Genomic DNA, 21,012 nt, shown 5'->3' with positions numbered 1-21,012 from the left:
CCGCCCGGGCGCCATCAAGGCGCGGCCGCCTCGCCGTGTGTCCGCCTGCCCGCGCCTTGCCTGCGCCACCGTTCTAGCCGGAGAATCCGCCGATGTCGTCGTCCCCTCGCCTGTCCCGCCGCCAGTTCTCGCTGGCCGCGATGTCCGCCTCGCTGACCGCCTGCACCTCGTTCGGCGGCAAGTCCGACAACGGCAACACCCCGCCGCCGGTCGCCGCGACGCAGCGCCGCCCGCTCAAGGTGGCCGTCGCGCTCGGCGGCGGCGCGGCGCGCGGCTTCGCGCACATCGGTGTGCTCAAGGGCCTGGAAGCACACAGCATTCCGATCGACATGGTGGCCGGCACCAGCGCCGGCTCGGTGGTGGGCGCGCTCTACGCGTCGGGCATGAACGCCTTCGACATCAACAAGCTGGCGCTGACCATGGACGAAGCCTCGATCAGCGACTGGGCGCTGCCGTGGCGCTCGCGCGGCCTGCTGATGGGCGTGGCGCTGCAGAACTACATCAACAAGACGCTGAACAACCGGCCGATCGAGAAGATGGCCAAGCCGCTCGGCATTGTCGCGACCGACCTGCAAAGCGGCCAGCCGATCCTGTTCCAGCGCGGCAATGCCGGCCTGGCGGTGCGCGCCTCGAGCAGCGTGCCGTCGGTGTTCGAGCCGGTGAAGATCGGCTCGCGCGAATACGTGGACGGCGGCCTCGTCAGCCCGGTGCCGGCCTCGTTCGCGCACAAGATGGGCGCCGATTTCGTGATCGCGGTCGACATCTCGGCCCGCCCCGAAGGCGCGGCCACCGGCAACCCGATCGAATTGCTGCTGCAGACCTTCACGATCATGGGCCAGACCATCAAGGCCTACGAACTCGACAAATACGCCGACGTGGTGATCCGCCCGAACCTGGCCGCGATGAGCGCCAGCGATTTCACGCAGCGCAACGCCGCGATCCTGGCCGGCGAGGAAGCCGCCGCGAAGATCATGCCCGAGTTGAAGAGCAAGCTGGCCGCCGCTCAAGCGCGCGCGACGGCTTGAGCACGCCAAAGCACCAAACCCCCGGGCTCCTTGCGGAGGCCGGGGGTGATTCGGAACCGATCCTGAACTCGGAACGACTGGCCGGGACGATCGGGAGGTCGACTGAAAACCTCCCGCGCGACCCTGTGCCTTATTGGTTGCCCGTGTTGAAATCCGAGCCGCTGACGCCGAGCGTCGCGCTCACGCGCTGACGCAGGTCGTCGGGCTTGCCGTCGAACTGCGATTCGATCCGGCGCGCGCCGTCGAAACGCTTCACCCAGTAGCTGTTCTCCATGTCGTCGACACGGATCGTGCTGCCGGTGGACGGCGAATGCACGAACTTGTTGTCGCCGATATAGATGCCGACGTGCGAGGCCGCACGACGCATCGTGTTGAAGAACACGAGATCGCCCGGCTTCAGTTCGCTGACGCGAACCTTTTCGCCGACGCGGCTCATTTCCTCGGCGCGGCGCGGCAGCGACATGCCGAGCGTGTCCTGGAACACGTAGCGCACGAAGCCGCTGCAATCAAGGCCCGAATCCGGCGAATTGCCGCCCCAGCGGTAACGCACGCCGATCATGTTCAGCGCGCCCACCACCACGTCGCCGGCCTTGCCGGCCATGCCGGACAGGAACGACTTCGCGCTGCTCGTGCTCGACGAGGCGGCAGCTTGCGTGGCGGGGGTGTTTTGGGAGACGGAAGACGAACCCGACGGGTTCGTGAGCGTGACATCCTGGCTTAAACGGACGGTATCGTCGGCGAACGCGCCGGAAGATGCCGAAACCAGAACGCCGACGACTAGCCCAGCGACGGCGCGCTTGCAGGCTTGAGTAAGAGATCGATGCTGCATCAGTCGGTAATTTTGTGCTTAAAAATCAGCTGATTGGCGGAAATTTCGGTCGATACTAGCTAGACGGTATTTGTTTGTCAAAACGAATTGAAAAAATCAATCACAATCTGCACATCATTGGGGCAACCCAGTCAAATCAACGGCTTCCAACAGCTTTCGCGTATAAGCATGTGACGGTTTCGTGAAGATTTTTCCGACTTCGCCGGTTTCGACGATCACGCCGTCCTGCATCACCGCCACGCGGTGCGCCATCGCCCCGATCACCTCGAGGTCGTGGCTGATGAAAACGTAGCCGAGGTTGTATTTCTGCTGGAGGCCGGCCAGCAGCTTCAGCACCTGCTGCTGGATCGACACGTCGAGCGCGCTGGTGGGCTCGTCGAGCACCAGCACGCGCGGCTCAAGCACCAGCGCGCGGGCGATCGCGATGCGCTGGCGCTGGCCACCCGAGAATTCGTGCGGATAGCGGTGCAGCAGCGTGCGGTCGAGGCCCACCTCGCGCAGCACGGCCACCACGCGGTCGCGCCGCGCCGCCTCGGACAGCTCGGGGCGATGCAGCGCCAGGCCCTCGCCGACGATGCGCTCGATCGTGTGACGCGGCGACAGCGAGCCGAACGGGTCCTGAAAGACCACCTGCATGCGCGCGCGCAACCGGCGGGCGTCGGCGCCGCGCCAGTCGGCCAGCGGCCGGCCGTCGAACTCGATCGCGCCGCCCGCGATCGGCTGCAGGCCGAGCAGCGCCATCGCCAGCGTCGATTTGCCGGACCCCGACTCGCCGACCACCCCGAGCGTCTCGCCCTGCCGCACCGACACGCTCACGCCGTCGACCGCCGTAAAGCTGCCGCTGCGAAACCAGCCGCCGATGCCGGGCAGCTTCTGCCGGTAACGCACCGTCACGGCCTGCGCGTCGAGCACCACCGGCGCGATCGGCAGCACCGGCGCCACTGTGCGCCGCGGCCGGCTGTTCAGCAGCTTGCGCGTGTACGGATGCTCCGGGTCGGCGAAAATCCGCTCGACCTCGCCCTGCTCGACCAGCCTGCCCTTCTCCATCACCGCCACGCGCTGCGCGAAGCGCCGCACCAGGTTCAGGTCGTGCGTGATCAGCAGGATCGCCATGCCGCGCGTCAGTTCGGCGTCGCGTTGCAGGTCGAGCAGCAGCTCGACGATCTGCGCGCGGATCGTCACGTCGAGCGCGGTGGTGGGCTCGTCGGCCAGCAGCAGGCGCGGCCGGCAGGCCAGCGCCATGGCGATCATCGCGCGCTGGCGCTGGCCGCCCGACAACTGATGCGGATAGCTGTCGACGCGGCGTTCCGGCTCGGCGATGCCGGTGCGCCCGAGCAGCGCGATCGCGCGGGCGCGTGCCTCGCGCTTCGACACGCCGTCGTGCAGCACGATGGTTTCCATGATCTGGTCGCCCACCGTGTAGAGCGGATTGAGCGCCGTCATCGGCTCCTGGAAGATCATCGCGATCTCCGAGCCGCGCAGGCCGCGCATCGCGCGCTCGCCCGCCGTGGCCAGATCGCGCCCGTCGAAACGGATGCGGCCCGTCACCTCGGCGTCGCGCAGCAGCCGCAGGATCGCCAGCGCCGTGACGCTCTTGCCCGAACCCGATTCGCCGACCAGCGCGACGCGCTCGCCGCGGCCGACCGCGAGCGACACGCCATCGACGGCGGCCGTCTCGCCGAAGCTCACGCGCAGGTCGTCGATCGACAGCAGCGGCTCGGCGGCGGGCGCTTGAACCTGCCCCTGCATGGGCGCCGTCGTCATCGCGCACCTCCCGCCGCACGCGAGGTGTCGGCGATCCGCGAATCGAGCGCGTTGCGCAGCGCGTCGCCCATGAAGGTCAGCAGCAGCAGCGTCAGCACCAGCACCACGAACGTGGCGAGCGAGATCCACCAGGCGTCGAGGTTGGCCTTGCCCTGCGCCAGCAGCTCGCCGAGGCTCGGGGTGGGCGGCGGCACGCCGAGGCCGAGAAAGTCGAGGCTGGTCAGCGCGATGATCGAGCCGCTCATGCGGAACGGCAGGAACGTGATGACCGGCGTGAGGCTGTTCGGCAGCACGTGCCGCCAGACGATCTGCCAGTTCGACAGGCCCATCGCGCGCGCCGCGCGCACGTAATCCTGGGTGCGGTTGCGCAGGAATTCGGCGCGCACGTAGTCGGACAGCCCGATCCAGCCGAACACCGACGCCAGCACGATCAGCAGCAGGAAGCTCGGCTCGAAGATCGACGCGAAGATGAACAGCAGGTACAGCTCGGGCATGGCCCCCCAGATCTCGATCAGGCGCTGGCCGACGATGTCGATGCGCCCGCCGTAAAAGCCCTGCACCGCGCCGGCCGCGATGCCGAGCAAGGTGCCGATCAGCGTGACCACCAGCCCGAATTCGACCGACACGCGAAACCCGTACACCAGCCGCGCGAACAGGTCGCGGCCCTGCGCATCGGTGCCGAGCCAGTTGTCGCGCGACGGCGGCGCCGGGTTCGGCAGCGCCGAGAAGTAGTTCAGCGTGGTGTACGAATAGCGGTTCGGCGGATAGATCACGAAGTTGCCGGGTGCGTCGAGCTTCCGGCGCACGTATGGATCGAGATAATCGGCCGGCGTCGGGAAATCGCCACCGAAGGTGGTTTCGGCGTAATCCTTGACGATCGGGAAGTAGTAATGCCCGTCGTAGCGCACCACCAGCGGCCGGTCGTTCGACCAGAGCGGCGCGGCGAGGCTGGCGGCGAACGCCACCACGAAGATCACGAGGCTCCAGTAGCCGAGGCGCTGGCTGCGGAAACGCCGCCAGACGCGGCGGGCGGGCGACGGCGAGACGCGCGCGCGCGCCGCGTCGATCCGGGGGGAGACGGCGGCTCGGCTCACGTCATGACTCCAGTCGGTCGAATTGGATGCGCGGGTCGACCCACACATAGCAGAGGTCGGAAATCAGCTTGGTCACGAGGCCGATCAGCGTGAACACGTACAGCGTGCCGAGCACCACCGGGTAATCGCGGCGGATCATCGATTCGTAGGACAGCAGGCCGAGCCCGTCGAGCGAGAACAGCGTCTCGATCAGCAGGCTGCCCGAGAAGAACGCGCCGACGAACGCCGCCGGAAAGCCCACGATCAGCGGCACCAGCGCGTTGCGGAACACGTGCTTCCACAGCACGCGCCGCTCGCCGAGGCCCTTGGCGCGCGCGGTCAGCACGTACTGCTTGCGGATCTCGTCGAGGAACGCGTTCTTGGTCAGCATCGTGATGGTGGCGAAGCTGCCCACCACCGAGGCCGCGATCGGCAGCACCAGGTGCCAGACGTAATCGAGGATCTTGCCGCCCACGCTCAGTTGCGCGAAGTTGTCCGAGGTCAGGCCGCGCAGCGGGAACCACTGCCAGAACGAGCCGCCCGCGAACAGCACCAGCAGCAGCACGCCGAGCACGAAACCCGGAATCGCGAAGCCGGTCAGCACCACGAGGCTCGACGCCACGTCGAACGGCGTGCCGTTGCGCACCGCCTTGGCGATGCCGAGCGGCACCGAAATCAGATAACTGAGCAGGAAGGTCCACAGGCCGATGCTGATCGACACCGGCAGCTTCGACACCACCAGCGACGCCACGCTCTGGTGATGGAAATAGCTCTGGCCGAGATCGAAATGCGCGAAGCGTTCGAGCATCAAGCCGTAGCGTTCGAGCGGCGGCTTGTCGAAGCCGTACAGCACCTTCAGTTGCGCGAGCTGCTGCGGATCGACGCCCGAGTAGCCGCGCAGGCCGAACGGCGCATGGCCCTGCTCCGCGCCCTTGCGCAGCTCCTGCGCCGCCTGTTCGACCGGGCCGCCCGGCACGAACTGGATCACCGCGAACGTGATGGTCAGCACGCCGAGCAAGGTCGGAATCATCAGCAGCAGGCGTTTGAGGATGTAGCTCCACATAGGCGAGATCGGGGCGCGGTTGACGCAGGGTTAGCGGGACGACGGCCACGCGGGCCGCCCAGGGAACGAGACAACGACGGGGCAAGGCAAAGCGGTCACGGCCATCGCTCAGTCGCCGGACGGCTGGCCGTGGGCGGGCGTGGCCCACCACATCGACGCGATCCAGTCCTCGGCGGAATAGTACAGCGGCAAGCTCGCCGGATAGGCCAGCGTGCGCTTGTAGGCAATCCGATGCACGGTGCTGTACCACTGCGGGATCGCGTAATAGCCGTGCATCAGCACGCGGTCGAGCGCGTGGGTGGCGTCGAGCAGTTGCTCACGCGTCTGCGCCTGCACCAGCGAGCCGAGGATCGCGTCGACGCCCGGCGATTTCAGCCCGATCATGTTGTCCGAGCCGGGCTGATCGGCATAACGGCTCGCGAAGCGCGCGACCTGCTCGCTGCCCGGCACCTGCACGCCGGGGTAGCGCACGGTGGTCATGTCGTAGTCGAACGCGTCGAGCCGTTTTTGCAGCAGCGCGAAATCGGCCGCGCGGAAGCTCGCCTCGATGCCGAGCTTGGCGAGATTGCGCTGATAGGCGGTGACCACCGGCGCCATCGCACCGCCCGAATCGTCGAGGATCTCGAAGCGGAACGGCTCCCCTTCCGCGTTGCGCAGCGCGCCGTCGCGGTAGGTCCAGCCGGCGTCGGCCAGCAGCGCGCGGGCCTTCAGCAGATTCGCGCGCAGCGAGCCGGGCGCAGCGGTGGACGGCTGCTCGGGCATCGGCCCGAACACGGCCGGATCGAGCTGCTTGCGCAGCGGTTCGAGGATCGCCAGTTCGCCCTCGCCCGGCGTGCCGGTGGCCTGCAGTTCGGTATCGGCGAAATAGCTGTTCAGGCGCGTGTAGCCGCCGAAGAACAGTTGCCGGTTCAGCCATTCGAAATCGAACGCGAGGTCGAGCGCCTCGCGTACGCGCACGTCCTGGAACAGCGGCCGGCGCAGGTTCATGAAGAAGCCCTGCATGCCCGCGCCGTTATGCTGGCGGAATTCGCGCTTGACCAGCTCGCCGCTGTCGAAGCGCTTGCCGATGTCGCGCCGCACCCAGTTGCGCGCGATGTATTCCACCATCGCGTCGTATTCGCCGGCCTTGAACGCTTCGAGGCGCGCGACGCCGTCGCCGTACAGCTTGTAGACGATGTGCGCGAAGTTGTTGGTGCCCACCCGCACCGGCAGGCCGGCGCCCCAGTAGTTCGGATCGCGCCGGTAGTCGATGGTGCGGCCGCTGTCGTAGTGGTCGATCAGGTAGGGGCCACTGCCGATCGGCGTCTCGAACGCGAGCTGGTCGAACGCCACCTGCGAGCCGTCCGGCTTGCTCCCCCACTTGCGAGAGAACACCGGAATCGCGCCGGCAATCAGCGGCAACTCGCGGTTCGCGCGCTTGAACTCGAAGCGGACCGTGGCCGCATCCACCGCCACCGCCTGCGAAATGTCGGAGAAATAGGCCGCGTATTGCGGCGCGGCCTTCGGGCTCTTCAGCGTGTCGAACGAATACTTCACGTCGGCGGCCGTGACCCGATCACCGTTCGAGAAACGCGCGCGCGGGTTGATGTGGAACGTCACCGACATCCGGTCCGGCGCGATCGCGATGTCGTCGGCCAGCAGGCCGTAGGCGCTGGCCGGTTCGTCGGCGCTGCCGGTGGTCAGGCTCTCGAACAGCATGCCGATGCCCGGCGCCGGGTTGCCGCGCAGCGTGAACGGGTTGAACTTGTCGAAGGTCGTGAGCCGGCTCGGATTCGCGAGCACCAGCGTGCCGCCCTTCGGCGCATCGGGGTTCACGTAGTCGAAGTGCTTGAAACCGGCCGGATATTTCGGCTCGCCGTATTGCGCGATCGCGTAGACGGCATACGCGGGCTGCGCGGCGCAGGCGGCCAGCGCGAGCAGCCAGGCCGCACGGCGCGGGGCAACGTGGCGGACTGCGTTGCCCGTCACGGCATCGGACACCGCCGATCGGGCCATCGCGGCGCGGGCCTTGGCGACATCGAACAGCGTGGCAAGCGCCACGGCGGCAGGTGCGACACGGCGGGACGCGGCGGTCCGGAACGACGAAATCGGCATGAGGCGGAATCGCTCGTGGATCGGTGGCTGTGTCGCGCATTCTACCGAGTCCGTTCCGGCGAGGGGGCGCATTCGCGCGCGCGGCGCGGGCGCCCGGCGCGCGCCCAAAGAAAAACCGCCCGGCATGCGGGCGGTTGCGGGCGGTTTTTTGATCAGGCGCGGCGGATCGTGCAACCCGCCTTCAGGCCTGGCGGGTGAGGCGGCCGTCGAGGCAACCCACCCTGCCGGGTTTAACGGCGCCAGCCGTCGTGGCCGCCGCCGTGCCAGCCGCCACCACCGCCGTGCCAGCCGGGGCCGCCGCCGCCATGCCAGCCGCCGTGATGACGGTTCCATTCCTGACGGCCCCAGTAGCGGCGGCCATCCCAATAACGATCGCCATGCCAGCCGATGATGATGGCCGGCGGCGGCGCATAGACCGGCGCCGGTTGATAGTACGCGGGCGGCGGCGGTGCATAAACGGGTGCGGGCGCATACATCGGCGCGCCGAGGTTGATACCGACACTGACGCCCGCCATTGCGGCGCCCGATACGCACAGTGCGGCCAGACCGGTCACGAGCGAAGCAACACGCAAGCTTTTCATGGAGTCCCCTTCCGGTGGTTTCATTGAGTGGTTTGACTATAACGACTCAGCCCGCGTCCGCATATTTCCACTTTGTAAGAACTGATGCGCGGAATCGCATGATCGATGCATCGCTAACGTCTTGTTACATTTGACGGCGCAATGGCAACGACGATGCGGAGACGGTGGGGCATGGGCCGAACGCGGCGCGCGTATTGTAGCGGCGCTTCGTGAAACCGCGTCGGGAAGCTGCGTTGCGATGCGGCCCGGCGGCAAATGAATGCGACGCAGCGGCACCGAATCGGGACGCACGGCGCGGGTAGTGATAGCGCGCGATATGGCGCGACGACGCGGCATGGCGCGCGGCGGCGCGATCGGGCAACGGCAGCGCCCGTCTCTCGTTGCGCGTTGCGCTTATGCGCTGCGCGCGTTCACCAGCGCATCGATCTCGGCGGCAAGCGGCGCCGTGGCCGGCCCGAAGCGCGTGACGGCCAGCGCGGCGGCGGCGTTCGCGCGACGTGCCGCGGCGAGCGGTGCATGGCCCTGCGCGAGCGACGCCAGCAGCACGCCCGTATGCGCATCGCCGGCGCCGTTGCTGTCCACCGCCGCCACCTCGAACGCGGCCACGCGCGTCACCGCGCCGCCCGATGCGACAAGGCAGCCGTGCCCGGCATCGCGCACCAGCGTCAGCGCGTCGTCGCGCAGGTTCGCGGCAATCGCGGCCAGCGCCGCCTCGGCCGTCGCGCAGCCGGTGTGGCGCTGCGCCTCCTCGCGGTTGCCCGTCCAGATCCGCGTGCGCCGCATCACGCGCGCAAGCAGCGCGGCGTCGATCGTATCGACCAGCGGCCCCGGATCGAACGCAACCGGCACTGCGTCGTCGAGCGCTTCGAGCCAGCCCGCCAGCACCTCGCCCTTGTCGGGCAGGCACAGCGCGTAGCCCGACACGTACACCACGTCGTGCGGCGTGACCGCCAGCGCATCGAGCACCGCGCGTTCGAGCACCGCCTCCGCACCGAGATGCGTGACGAACGTGCGCTCGGCGGTGGCCTCGACGATCGCGACGCATACGCCCGTATCGCGATCCGCCACACGCGGCGCGGCCAGCTCGACGCCCTCGGCGGCCAGCGCCTGTCGCGCCAGCTCGCCGAAGCGCCCGGTGCCGTGGCCGCCCGCATAGACGCAGGCCATGCCGCTGCGCCGCGCGGCGGCCAGCACGTTGAAGCCGCCGCCCACCTCGAAGCGCGCCTCGGAGGCCAGCACGTCGCCGCCCGGCGCCGGCAACGCGCCCACGCGCATGATCAGGTCGACCAGCACCTGTCCCGTATGAATCAAGCGGGGCACCACGGCCGTCATGTCGTGCGCTCCTGCAGGCCGCGCGTGCGACGCGCGCCGCCGAGCAGCGCGTACAGCCCGCCGCCCACCACGAACGTGACGACCCAGCCGAGCCCGTTGCGGCCGAGCCAACTGCCGGCGAACGGCCCGTGGAAACCATGCTCGCCGATCGACAGGAAGCAGGCGCCGAGCACGATCGCGATCGCCCACGCGCCGAACGCGCGCCATTCGATGCCGCCGCGATACCAGTAGGCGCTGGCCGGGCTGACGTCGAGCAGCGCATCGGCCCGGTAGCCGTCGCGGCTGGCCAGATCGACGATGAAGATCCCCACCCACGCCGTGATCGGCACCGCGAGCAGCGAGATGAAACCGATGAACGGGCCGTAGAAGCTGCCCTCGATCAGCATGAAGTAGACCGAGCCGGTCGAGATCACCACGATGTCCACCACCACCGCCTGCACGCGCTTGACCTTGAGGCCGAGCGTCAGCGTGGTCAGGCCGGCCGAGTACACCGACAGATAGTTCGACAGCAGCAGCCCGCCGAACGCGGCGATCAGATACGGAATCGCCATCCAGTGCGGCAGCAGATCGCGGATCGCCGCGATCGGATCGGTGGCCGAGGCCAGCGTGTCGTTGCCGACCGACAGCAGCGCGCCGAGCGTGACCAGCAGCACCAGCGGAATGCCCGCGCCGAACGCGGCCGATGCCACCAGCGCGCCGCCCTTCACGTCGCGCGCCTGGTAGCGCGACATGTCGGCGCCCGCGTTGGCCCAGCCGATCCCGGTGCCGGCCGCGATCGTGCCGATGCCGATGATCACCGCGCTGGCCGGCGCCGGCGCGGCCGCGAACACGGCGTGCCAGTCGATCGACTGCGCGAGGAAGCCGGCCACGATCAGGTTCAGCGCGCCGAACACCCATGTCGACCACTTCTGGATCACCAGCAAGGTGGCATGGCCAAGGCCCGACACCACCAGCGTGGCGGCCACGAAGATCGCGATGAACACCAGCGTCAGCACCGGCTCGGCCTTGGCGTCGGCCGACGAGCCGAACAGGATCGAGCACAGCGACAGCAGCACGTAGGCGCCGGTGGTGGTGTTGACGGTTTCCCAGCCGAGCCGCGACAGCAGCGAGACGATGGTCGGCCCGATGTTGCCGCGCACGCCGAACACCGCGCGCGACAGCGTCAGGCTCGGCGCATGGCCGCGCCTGCCGGCGATCGAGATCACCCCGACCAGCGCGAACGAGCCCGCCGCGCCGATCACCGCCACCAGGATCGCCTGCCAGATCGCGAGATGCTGGAACGCCACCAGCGTCGCACCGAGCGGCAGCCCGAGGATGCTGATGTTGGCGGCGAACCAGACCCAGAACAATTGCAGCGGATGGCCGCGACATTCCTCGTCGGGCACGGGTTCGATGCCGCGCGCTTCGATCTTGCCGGCGGACGCGGGTTTGCGGGACGAAGCCATCTGTCGATCTCCTGGGTCGGGTCATGAGGTGCGCCGCGGCCGGGCAAGGCCGGCGCGGCCGCGTGAATCAGCCGTATCAGCCGCGCGCGGCGCGCAGCGTCAGCAATTGCAGGCACAGGGCATCGAGATCGAGCGCGCTCACGCGCCGCATCGTCGCCACTGCCTCGGCCGGCAGCGCGTCGTAGCCGGCGCAGGCGCCGAGCATCGCGCCGAGCATCGCGCCGATCGTGTCGGTGTCGCCGCCGAGGCTGGCCGCCGTGGCGAGCGCCGCCTCGATGCCGGTGCCGTGGCGCGCCGCGTCGTGCGCGAGCGCAAACGCCGCGACCACCGATTCCTGCGAGGCCACCGAGGTGCCGACCACCTCGTAGAGCCAGTCCGCCAGCGGCGCGCCGGTCAGCGCCGCGCCGGCCTCGGCCACCCAGCGAAGGCGTGCGCCGATGCGCGCGCCGGCCACCCAGTAGCCGCGCGTCTCGCCCAGCTCGGCGAAGCGCGCGCCGGCCTCCAGCGCCTCGGCCAGCGTCGCGCCGGCGATGCCGGCCGACACGGCCGCCGCCACCGCCGCCGCGCTCGCCACGCCGAGCGTGGTGTGATGCGTGACGAGGCACGACGCGAGCACCGCGTCAACGAACGCCTGCGCGTCGTCGAGCGGCGTGGCGATGCCGACCGGCGTGACCCGCATCGCGGCGCCATTGGTGGTGCCGAAGCGGCCCGCGAGCGCCACGTCCTCGCCATCGACGATCGCCTGCGTGGCACGCCGCGTCGACGGCCCGAGCAGGTCGAGCGAGCCGCGCGCCTTCATGTCGGCTTCCCAGGCGATCAGCCGCCGCGCGAATTCGAGCGGCGCGATCGCGCCCCGCCCGTCCACCAGCAACTGCGCGACCAGCACGGCCTGTTCGGTGTCATCGGTGATCGCGCCGGCCGGCATGTTCGGCGCGATCGGCTGATCGGGGCCGGCCTCCGTCAACTGCGTGATGCGGCCGAAGCGCGCGCGGATCGTCTCGCGGCTCAGCGCCTGGGTCGGCATCCCGAACGCATCGCCGAGCGCAAGGCCGTAGAACGCGCCGCGCGCGCGGTCGAGCCGGGCCGCATGGTTCGAATCGGCGGGTGCGGCAGCGGGTGCGGCGGGAGCAGCATCGGTACGGGAGATCGACATCAGAATTCCAGGTGAAGTGCAAAGTGGGCCGGGTCGAGCAGGCTGACGACGTACTCGATGATCCGGTCGTCGCGATCGCGCGTGAGCCGCCGCGAGCGCAGAAACGGCGTGCCGGCGCGGCGCTTGAGCAGCTTCGCGTCGTCCGCCGCCAGGCCGACCACCTCGGCCCATTGCTCGCCGTGATCGGCCACCATGCCGTGCTCGGCCAGCGTGCGGTTCAGCGAGCCGCCCACCAGCCCTTCGAGCGGCAGCGCGGCGAGATCGTCGGAGAACGGCAAGCGGCTGCGCTCCAGCGAAATATGCGTGGCCGGCTCGCCGGTCACGCGCATCCGGTCGATCGCCACGAAGCGCGGCTGCGCGAGCCCGAGTTCGGCGGCCAGCGCCTCGTCCTCGATGATCGCGATCTGCAGCAGCCGGGTTTGCGCGCTGCCGCCGGCCTGCTCCAGCGCCGTGGTCCAGCCGAGCGAGCCGTCGATGGTCTGCCCGTGGAACGTCACGAACGAGCCGATGCCGCCGCGCCGCGTGATCAGCCCGCTGGTGGTCAGCAGGTCGAGGCCCTTGCGCACGGTGTTGCGGCTCACCGCGAAGCGCTCGACCAGTTCGCTCTCGCTTTCGAGTTGCTGGCCGTACGGCAGCCGCCCGCTCAGGATGTCGCGTTCGAGCGCCGCCGCGACCTTGTGTGCCTTGGAACGCCCGACGTCGGACGCCTTGGCCGAGTTACGCACCATCTTCAGTCTCCTGTCAGCACGCGCCGCGCCCGCGCACCGGCTCATACCCGGCGGCGCGGATCGCGTCGCAAAAGGTACAAGTATGCACAGGTTTGATCGCGGACGGCGGCGCGAGGCGGATCGGCGGGCGGACATGGCGATGGGGCAGGCGTGGCGCGTTCAGAAACGGTGGACGATGCCGAGCTGCACGCCGCGCGCATCGGCGCCCGGATAGGCCAGCGGCAAGCCCGCGTTGGCCGAACCGGCCAGCCGGTACGACGCGTTGCCGCGGTTCTGCAGGAACGACAGCGTGCCGTACAGCGTGGTGCGCTTCGACATCGTGTAGGTGTAGAGCGCGGCGATCTGCCTGGCGTTCGCGCCCTGGCCCGTTTCGTCGTGCAGGTAGGTGCCGCCGAGCGAGACGGCTTGCGCGCCCGTCACCTGGTACAGCGCCGACACGCCGTAGATGTTCGCGTCGAGGCCGATGTCGGCCCACTTCGCGCCGGCCCAGCCCACATACACGGTGGTCTTGCCGAGCTGATACGACGCGCCGGCTTCGGCCGTGCGGTCGAGCGTGCCGTTGTCGGCGCTGCGCACGGCCTGCGCCGCCGCGATCGCGGCAAACGCGCCGTGCGTGTAGGTTACGTCGGCCTGATAGCTGGCGCCGCCCGAGCGCAAACCGCCCGCGTCGCCGAAGCCCACGTACACGCTGAATTGCAGGCCCGACAGCAGCGGCGACGTATAGGACACCGTATTGCTGGTGCGCACCGCATAGGTTTCCATGTTGCTGAAACCGGAGGCCTGGGTGGCCGCGCCGAACGCGTCGAGCCCGCCCTGATCGTTGAACAGCGGCGAATTCTGGCGGCCGACGCGCAGTTCGCCCCAGTCGCCGCCGAGGCCCACCCAGGCCTGCCGGTTGAACATCGAGCCGGCCGACGCGAAGCTGCCGTCGTTCGGGTTGAAGCCGTTCTGCAGATCGAAGCCGACGTAGTTGCCGCCACCGAGATCCTCATGGCCGCGCAGGCCGATCCGGCTCGCCCACTGCCCCGACGAGCCGATCGCGGCCGTATAGCCGCTGCCCGTGTTCACGTACTGGAAGAACTCGTCGACGATGCCGTACAGCGTGACGCTGCTCGAATCGGCATGGGCGACGAGCGGCAGCACGCCGAGGGCGAGCGCGAACGCGAGGCGCGACAGACGGAAGGACATCGTGGAATCCCGGTCGGTTGAAAGCGGTCGCCGAAGCGACTGGCCTGTTCCCATAAAAAGAACATGTAGGAACAGGCGCAAAATTAAGGTTCCAATTTGAACAAGTCAAGCGCGAATCGATAGGGGAAAACCTGTGGTGCGCGAGGCGCAGAGACGATGGCGGGAGATCGGAACGTGGTACGCAGTCATCTGCCCAGGAGGCAACCGGTATCTCGATCTTTCATACCTGGCGGCCTGATAAGATGCATATCATTTACCTGTTATTTCCGATATCGCCTTCCCCAACCCATTCAGAGGACTCGCCATGCCACGTTCGCTTTCCACTGCCCTGACCCGCCAGCTCGGCATCGAGTTGCCGATCGTGCAAGGCCCGATGAACGGCGGTTCGCCGCCGGGCATGGTGGTGGCCGTCTCCAACGCGGGCGGCCTGGGCTCGATCGGCGCGGCCGGGTTTTCGCCCGATGCGCTGCGCCAGCAGGTCGCGACGATCCGCGCCGGCACCGCGAAACCGTTCGCGGTCAACCTGTTCGTGCTCGATACGCCCGCGCCCACCGAAGCCGCCGTGCAGCGCGCGCTCGCGCAATTGCAGCCGTTTCGCGACGAGCTCGGCCTCGCGCCGATGCAGCCGCCGGCCCGCTACAGCGAGGATTTCCGTGAACAATTGGAAGCGCTGATCGACTTGAAGGTGCCGGTGGCCAGCTTCACGTTCGGCCTGCTCGACGCGGCCTCGGTCGAGCGGCTGCACGCGGCGGGCAGCTTCGTGATCGGCACGGCCACCAATGTGGCCGAGGCGCGCGCCTGGGAAGCCAACGGCGCCGATGCGATCTGCGCGCAGGGCGCCGAGGCCGGCGGCCATCGCGGCACCTTCCTCGGCCATCCCGACGCCAGCATGATCGGCACGCTCGCGCTGGTGCCGCAAATCGCCGACGCGGTGCGGCTGCCCGTGATCGCGGCGGGCGGCATCATGGACGGCCGGGGCGTCGCCGCCGCGCTGGTGCTAGGCGCGCAGGCCGCCCAGCTCGGCACCGCGTTCCTGACCAGCGCCGAATCGCCGATCCATGCCGGCTGGCGCGAGCGGATCCGCGAATCGACCGACACGTCCACCCGCACCACGCGCACCTTCTCGGGTCGCCCGGCGCGCGGCATCGTCAACGAATTCATGCTGCGCATGGCCGAATACGAAGTGGAAGTGCCGGCTTACCCGGTGCAGAACGCGCTGACGACCGAGATCCGCAAGGCGGCCGGCGCGGCCGATCGGCCCGAATTCCTGTCGCTGTGGGCCGGTCAGGCGGCCGGCCTGAGCCGGCGGCGCGAGGCCGGCATTCCGGCCGCTGCGCTCGTGCAGGCGCTGGCCGAGGAAACGGCGGTGGCGCTCGGCTGAAGCCGGCGTGGGGGCCGGCATTCGGGCTGCTGGCTCGTGCGCGTGGTGGCCGAGGAAACGGCCGTGGCCCCGGCTGAAACCGGCGCGGGGCCGGCATTCGGGCTGCCATGTTCGTGCATTCGGTAGCCCAGGAAACGGCCGTGGTCCCCGGCTGAAACTGGCGCGAGGCCGGCATTCGGGCTGCCACGTTCGTGCATGCGGTAGCCCAGGAAACGGCCGTGGCCCCGGCTGAAACTGACGCGAGGCCGTCATTCGGGCTGCCACATTCGTGCATGCGGTAGCCCAGGAAACGGCCGTGGCCCCGGCCGAAGCCGGTGCGGGGCCGGCATTCCCGCCGCCACGTTCATGCGTCCGCTGGCCGAAGCTGGCGTAACAGCAGGTCCGCGCCCGGCCGGTTCGCGACGCGGCGTGCACGAAGCCACCTCAGCGGCCTTCCCTTTCCTCTCCCGCGCACCAGCGCCGCTCCCGCTGCCCGCCACGAACCGCACGCGCGGCAGCGAGGGTTACCGCTTATGCAACTTTACGTATTGTTGTTGACACGTCTGACCATTAGTCTTGTGCGCGCCCGTGTACCCCGGCTCCAGGCGCCCGCCTGAAGCCGCGCGCCCGACTACGCATCCCGTCCAGAACAAACCGCCATCACGGAGGAGACCCGGTGATCTCTCGCATTTCCCGTTTTTTCACGCAAATCGTCCATCGGGTCCTGCCCGACCCGCTGATCTTCGCGATCTTCCTGACCGTCGTCACGTTCGTGCTGGCGTTCTCGCTGACGCCCAAGCCGCCCGCCGAGCTCGTGCTGCTGTGGGGCAGCGGCTTCTGGAACCTGCTGGCCTTCACCATGCAGATGGCGCTGATCCTCGTGACCGGCCACGCGCTGGCCAGCTCCGGGCCGGTCAAGCGCCTGCTGGTGGCGCTCGCCAGCACCCCGAAAACCCCGGCCGGCGGCGTGATGCTGGTGGCCTTCGTGGCGTCGGTGGCCTGCGCGATCAACTGGGGCTTCGGCCTGGTGCTCGGCGCGATGCTGGCGCGCGAGGTCGCGCGGCGCGTGCGCGGCTCCGACTACCGGCTGCTGGTCGCCTCCGCCTACATGGGCTTCCTGACCTGGCACGGCGGCCTGTCCGGCTCGGTGCCGCTGGTGGCGGCCACCAAGGGCAATCCGATGGAGAAGGTGATCGGCCTGATCCCCGTCTCGCAGACCATCTTCACCGGCTACAACGCATTCATCACGATCGGCCTGATCGTGCTGCTGCCGTTCCTGGCGCGGATGATGATGCCGAAGCCGCATGAGGTGGTGTCGATCGATCCGAAGCTGCTCGAGGAAGAGCCGAGCTTCGAGCGCAAGCTCGGGCCGGGCGCGAGCTGGGCCGAGCGGATGGAGGAAAGCCGCCTGCTGTCGCTGCTGGTGGCGGCGCTGTGCGTGGTGTTCCTGGTGATCCGCACCCGCGCCAAAGGCTTCATGCTCGACATCGACACCGTCAACCTGGTGTTCCTGGCCGCGGGCCTCGTGCTGCACAAGACGCCGATGGCCTATGCCCGCGCGATCGGCGCGGCCGCGCGCGGCGCCGGCGCGATCATGATCCAGTTCCCGTTCTACGCCGGCATCCAGGCGCTGATGGATCATTCGGGGCTGGCCGGCGTGATCACCAAGTGGTTCGTCGACATCGCCAACGTCCACACCTTCCCGCTGCTGGCGTTCCTGAGCTCGGCCGTGATCAATTTCGCGGTGCCGTCGGGCGGCGGCCACTGGGTCGTGCAGGGGCCGTTCGTGATGCCGGCCGCGCAGGCGCTCGGCGCCGATCTCGGCAAGTCGGCGATGGCGATCGCCTACGGCGAGGCCTGGACCAACATGGCGCAGCCGTTCTGGGCGCTGCCGGCGCTCGCGATCGCCGGGCTCGGCGTGCGCGACATCATGGGCTATTGCGTGACGGCGCTGCTGTTTTCGGGCGCGGTGTTCATTGCGGGGATTTATCTGTTCTGAGTGGCCGCCGGGCCGGGCGATGTCCTGAGCGACAGAGGCGATCGCCTCGCCCGGCCCGATGAATTGATCCGAACCGACCGGCGGGCTCGCCGGTCGGGCAGGCGCCGAGGCACCGAGGCACCGCATCGGCAACGCCCACGCCTCCAGTTGCTTTGTCGCTTGTCGGCTGCCTGCCGGCCGTTTGCCGGTGCTTGCCGGTGCTTGCCGGTGCTTGCCGGTGCTTTCGGTGCTTTCGGTGCTTTCGGTGCTTTCGGCAGATTCGACAGCTTGACGCCGGCTCTTGTCGGCGCTCGTCGGCAATTTGCCGCCGGCATTCCCCGCCCCGGCCGCTTTCTCCCCTTCCCGCCCCATTTGCGCTCCGCCGCACCCGACCCGGTCGCCCGCCGCCTCGCCATCAAACAAATTGACGGCGCTTTTGCCGTCATCTCGCGGCTTGGCCGCGAGCCGGCGCCCACCATAATTTGACGATCGATAACTATGTGCCGCCACCATGCCCAGCACGCTTGACTCCCTCGCGCGCGCGGTCGAGAAGCTCTCGTCCGACAGGTTCGACCCCGCCGTATTCGCGGAAACCGGCGTGTTCGTGATGCGCAATGCGATCCCGGCCGACGTGATGCGCGACTGGCAGGCCGCCTGGCGCGAGTTCTACGACGCCCGGCTGCGCGAAGGGCGCGACGTGAGCCGCCGCAACCCCGTGTCGCTGACCGAGGACTTGCCCGACGCACTCGCCCACATGTACCGCGAGCCGGTGTTCGCCGACACGGTCAAGCAGATCTTCGGGCCGCACGTGGCGCTCTACAACCATCGCTTCGTGATCAAGGATCAGTTCAGCCCGGCCAGCGTGTTCCTGCACCAGGACAGCTGCTACCACCTCGGCAACCTGAACAAGTGCAGCCTGTTCGTGGCACTGAGCGAGGTCAACGAGGCCAACGGCGCGATGAGCTTCTACCCCGGCTCGCACCGGCTCGGCGTGCTCGGCGACGCCGGCGAGATCGACCCCGACGCGTTCGACATCCAATGGCCGAAAATCACGCCCGAACTGGCGCCCGGCGATTTCGTCGTGATGAACAGCTCGGTGTGGCACGAGTCCAGCCCGAACACCTCGGGCGTCGACCGGATCCTCGCCGACACGATCGTGCAACCGGCCGACGATCCGACCGGCATCGACCTGCTGTGCGGCGAATGGCAGACCGACATCTTCTATTCGCACCAGAACCATATCCGGTACTTCAAGAATTCACGTATCCACAAGCTGATCAAGTACGAGAAAGAACGCAACGCGGGCTGAGCGCACGCCGGGCACCCCGACTCGACCACCATCCGAAAGAACCGATGACAATCCAATCCAACGCCACGCAATCAGGCCCTTCGGGAATGATCCATATCCGCCCGACGCAACTGCTGTCGATTCCCGACGACCATCCGGAGGAGATCCGCTTCTTCATGCCGCCCGCGCAAGGCGCCGGCTCGCTGACGTCGCTCGAATCGATCGTGCTGCTCAAGCTGATGCGCGTGGTGGAACCGGCCCGGCTGTTCGAATTCGGCACCTACAAGGGCTACACTACCCGGCTGCTGGCCGAGAACCTGACGCCGCACGACGCGCAGGGCGAACGCATCTACACGCTCGACCTGCCCGATCTCGACGACGTGGCGTTCCAGGGCGACGATCGCCATCTCGCCAACGAAGCGCTCGGCTTCGAGCGCAAGTATCTGAAATCGTCGAACCGCCATCTCGTCAAGCAGGTGTTCCAGGATTCGATGAAGCTCGATCCGGCGCCGTACGCGGAACAGTTCCAGTACGTCTTCATCGACGCCAATCACGAAGTCAACTACGTCCGCAAGGACACCGAGAACGCCCTCGTGATGCTGGCGCCCGAAGGCCGGGCCTGCATCGCCTGGCACGATTACGGCAATCGTCAGTTCCCCGAACTGACGCAGTACCTCGACGACCTCGCCCACGACATGCCGCTGTATCACGTCGAGAACACCATGATCGTGTTCCATCTGCGCGATGTCGCGGTGCCGGAACGCCAGGTCCCGCCCCAAGCCGCCTCGTGACAAGCAAGCGCCCCGCCCGCAACGACAGGTAACCCCATGGCCATTCCTTCGCAATTCGACAACGACACCTTCTCGCTGGCGCGCGACCACCTCGCCGCCTTCGTGCGCGGCACCGCCCAGAAGCTCGCCGGCGAGTCCGGCCGCCTGCTGGAAGTCGGCCCGCAGGATCGCACCTTCGTGCGCGAGTGCTTCGGCAACTTCGCGGTCGACACGTTCGACGTGGTGGATACCTACGCGCCCGACATCGTCGGCGACATCACCCGCCCGAATGTGCAGATCGCCGACAGCACCTACGACTGCGTGGTCTGCATGGAAGTGATCGAGCACACGCTCAATCCGTTCGAGGCGGTCAAGGAAATCCGGCGCGTGCTGCGCCACGAAGGCTGGCTGCTGATTTCGGCGCCGCTGAACTGGCGCATCCACGGGCCGACGCCCGATTGCTGGCGCATCACCGAGCACGGCTGGAACGCGCTGCTGCGCGACTTCGATATCGTCGAGATCGATATCCTCGAATCGCCGGGCCGCGAGTTGTTCCCGATCCGCTACAACGTGCTGGCGAAGTGCAACAAGTTCAAGCAGAGCAAGGACAGCGACCTGACGTTCCGCTGGATCTGAACGGGAGAACGGGACGGGCGACGCTTGGCGCAACCCTTCGCGACACGTCACAATACCGGCGACGTCACGCAAGCGAAGGAGAACGCCTCTTGGATGCCCTCACCCCCACCCTCCCGCCGCTCGGCCAGCAGTTCGCCTTTCTCGCCGAGCTGGACAAGCTCAAATCCGTGCTGCGGCAATCGCCGCTCGTCAATCGCACCCGCAAGGAAAATTCGGCCGAGCACTCGTGGCATCTGGCGATGTTCGCGATGACGCTCGCGCCGCAGTACGCCGATGGCGCCGACGTCATGCACGTGGTGAAGCTGCTGCTGGTGCACGACATCGTCGAGATCGACGCGGGCGATCACCCGTTCCATGCGCCGGGCGCGGGCGCGAACGACATCGAGGCGCAGGAGCACGAAGCGGCCGCGCGCATCTTCGGGCTGCTGCCCGAGGCGCAGGGCACGGCGCTGCGCGCGTTGTGGGAAGAATTCGAGGCGGCGCGCACCCCCGAGGCGATCTTCGCCAAGGCGCTCGACCGCCTGCAACCGCTGCTGATCAACACGCTGACCGACGGCGGCACCTGGCGCGAAAACGGCATCACCGAACAGCAGGTGATCGAGCGCTACGGCCCGGTCATCGCGCGCGGCTCGCCGGCGCTGTGGGACGCGGCCCGCGAGCGCGTGCGTGCGCATTTCGCCACCCGCTGACCGCGCGCACGCCGGC

At 68.4% G+C, this 21,012-nt stretch carries 19 protein-coding genes; 8 read left to right on the top strand and 11 right to left on the bottom strand.

Translation table 11 applies throughout. The features are described from left to right. Positions 1-92 precede the first annotated feature (92 nt). Positions 93-1,025 carry a patatin-like phospholipase family protein gene (locus AB4851_RS23305; protein ID WP_414451646.1) on the top strand — a complete coding sequence of 311 codons (933 nt, stop codon included), beginning with the start codon at positions 93-95 and terminating at the stop codon, positions 1,023-1,025. 130 nt (positions 1,026-1,155) lie between these two features. Here the strand turns inward: AB4851_RS23305 and AB4851_RS23300 are convergent, their stop codons facing one another. From AB4851_RS23300 to AB4851_RS23250, 11 genes are all read right to left on the bottom strand, one after another. Continuing rightward, positions 1,156-1,854 (bottom strand): C40 family peptidase, encoded by a 699-nt coding sequence (locus AB4851_RS23300; RefSeq protein ID WP_414451645.1) that lies wholly within the window; start codon positions 1,852-1,854, stop codon positions 1,156-1,158. A gap of 114 nt (positions 1,855-1,968) precedes the next feature. Continuing rightward, a complete protein-coding gene (locus AB4851_RS23295; RefSeq protein WP_414451644.1) occupies positions 1,969-3,618 on the bottom strand; it encodes an ABC transporter ATP-binding protein in 1,650 nt (549 codons plus the stop codon). Then, positions 3,615-4,712, bottom strand: a complete 1,098-nt coding sequence (locus tag AB4851_RS23290) for an ABC transporter permease (protein ID WP_414451643.1) — start codon at positions 4,710-4,712, stop codon at positions 3,615-3,617. Before AB4851_RS23290 ends, AB4851_RS23295 begins: the two co-directional genes overlap by 4 nt. Before the next feature lies 1 nt (position 4,713). Further along, the gene (locus AB4851_RS23285) at positions 4,714-5,754 is read right to left on the bottom strand and encodes a microcin C ABC transporter permease YejB (protein ID WP_414451642.1); all 1,041 of its coding nucleotides are present in this window, start codon (positions 5,752-5,754) and stop codon (positions 4,714-4,716) included. Positions 5,755-5,862: 108 nt separating this feature from the next. Further along, positions 5,863-7,848 (bottom strand): extracellular solute-binding protein, encoded by a 1,986-nt coding sequence (locus AB4851_RS23280; protein ID WP_414451641.1) that lies wholly within the window; start codon positions 7,846-7,848, stop codon positions 5,863-5,865. 230 nt (positions 7,849-8,078) lie between these two features. Continuing rightward, positions 8,079-8,429, bottom strand: a complete 351-nt coding sequence (locus AB4851_RS23275) for a hypothetical protein (protein ID WP_414451640.1) — start codon at positions 8,427-8,429, stop codon at positions 8,079-8,081. Positions 8,430-8,822: 393 nt separating this feature from the next. Next, positions 8,823-9,761, bottom strand: coding sequence for a PfkB family carbohydrate kinase (locus AB4851_RS23270; RefSeq protein WP_414451639.1), 939 nt, complete (start codon positions 9,759-9,761; stop codon positions 8,823-8,825). Then, positions 9,758-11,206 (bottom strand): purine-cytosine permease family protein, encoded by a 1,449-nt coding sequence (locus tag AB4851_RS23265; RefSeq protein ID WP_414451638.1) that lies wholly within the window; start codon positions 11,204-11,206, stop codon positions 9,758-9,760. The genes AB4851_RS23270 and AB4851_RS23265 overlap by 4 nt, the downstream gene beginning before the upstream one ends. A gap of 76 nt (positions 11,207-11,282) precedes the next feature. Further along, positions 11,283-12,359 (bottom strand): ADP-ribosylglycohydrolase family protein, encoded by a 1,077-nt coding sequence (locus AB4851_RS23260; protein WP_414451637.1) that lies wholly within the window; start codon positions 12,357-12,359, stop codon positions 11,283-11,285. Beyond that, entirely contained in the window at positions 12,359-13,087 is a 729-nt protein-coding gene (locus AB4851_RS23255) for a GntR family transcriptional regulator (protein ID WP_414451636.1), read from the bottom strand. The genes AB4851_RS23260 and AB4851_RS23255 overlap by 1 nt, the downstream gene beginning before the upstream one ends. A gap of 159 nt (positions 13,088-13,246) precedes the next feature. Beyond that, entirely contained in the window at positions 13,247-14,275 is a 1,029-nt protein-coding gene (locus tag AB4851_RS23250; RefSeq protein ID WP_414442233.1) for a porin, read from the bottom strand. 304 nt (positions 14,276-14,579) lie between these two features. Here AB4851_RS23250 and AB4851_RS23245 point away from each other — a divergent pair, with 304 nt between their 5' ends. From AB4851_RS23245 to AB4851_RS23215, 7 genes are all read left to right on the top strand, one after another. After that, the gene (locus tag AB4851_RS23245; protein WP_414451635.1) at positions 14,580-15,656 is read left to right on the top strand and encodes an NAD(P)H-dependent flavin oxidoreductase; all 1,077 of its coding nucleotides are present in this window, start codon (positions 14,580-14,582) and stop codon (positions 15,654-15,656) included. Between the two features lie 655 nt (positions 15,657-16,311). Continuing rightward, positions 16,312-17,634, top strand: a complete 1,323-nt coding sequence (locus AB4851_RS23240) for a TIGR00366 family protein (protein WP_414451634.1) — start codon at positions 16,312-16,314, stop codon at positions 17,632-17,634. A 207-nt stretch (positions 17,635-17,841) separates the two neighbouring features. Further along, complete coding sequence (locus tag AB4851_RS23235; protein ID WP_414451633.1) at positions 17,842-18,099, top strand: hypothetical protein; 258 nt, start codon at positions 17,842-17,844, stop codon at positions 18,097-18,099. Between the two features lie 25 nt (positions 18,100-18,124). Then, a complete protein-coding gene (locus AB4851_RS23230) occupies positions 18,125-18,922 on the top strand; it encodes a phytanoyl-CoA dioxygenase family protein (protein WP_414451632.1) in 798 nt (265 codons plus the stop codon). A 44-nt stretch (positions 18,923-18,966) separates the two neighbouring features. Beyond that, positions 18,967-19,692 carry a class I SAM-dependent methyltransferase gene (locus AB4851_RS23225; protein ID WP_414451631.1) on the top strand — a complete coding sequence of 242 codons (726 nt, stop codon included), beginning with the start codon at positions 18,967-18,969 and terminating at the stop codon, positions 19,690-19,692. A 36-nt stretch (positions 19,693-19,728) separates the two neighbouring features. Then, positions 19,729-20,307 carry a class I SAM-dependent methyltransferase gene (locus AB4851_RS23220; RefSeq protein WP_414451630.1) on the top strand — a complete coding sequence of 193 codons (579 nt, stop codon included), beginning with the start codon at positions 19,729-19,731 and terminating at the stop codon, positions 20,305-20,307. Between the two features lie 89 nt (positions 20,308-20,396). Next, the gene (locus AB4851_RS23215; RefSeq protein WP_414451629.1) at positions 20,397-20,996 is read left to right on the top strand and encodes an HD domain-containing protein; all 600 of its coding nucleotides are present in this window, start codon (positions 20,397-20,399) and stop codon (positions 20,994-20,996) included. The last annotated feature ends 16 nt before the right edge of the window (positions 20,997-21,012 follow it).

The organism is Burkholderia sp. 22PA0099, assembly GCF_047497165.1.
GTDB lineage: Bacteria > Pseudomonadota > Gammaproteobacteria > Burkholderiales > Burkholderiaceae > Burkholderia.
This window is presented reverse-complemented; position numbering and strand designations above follow the sequence as displayed.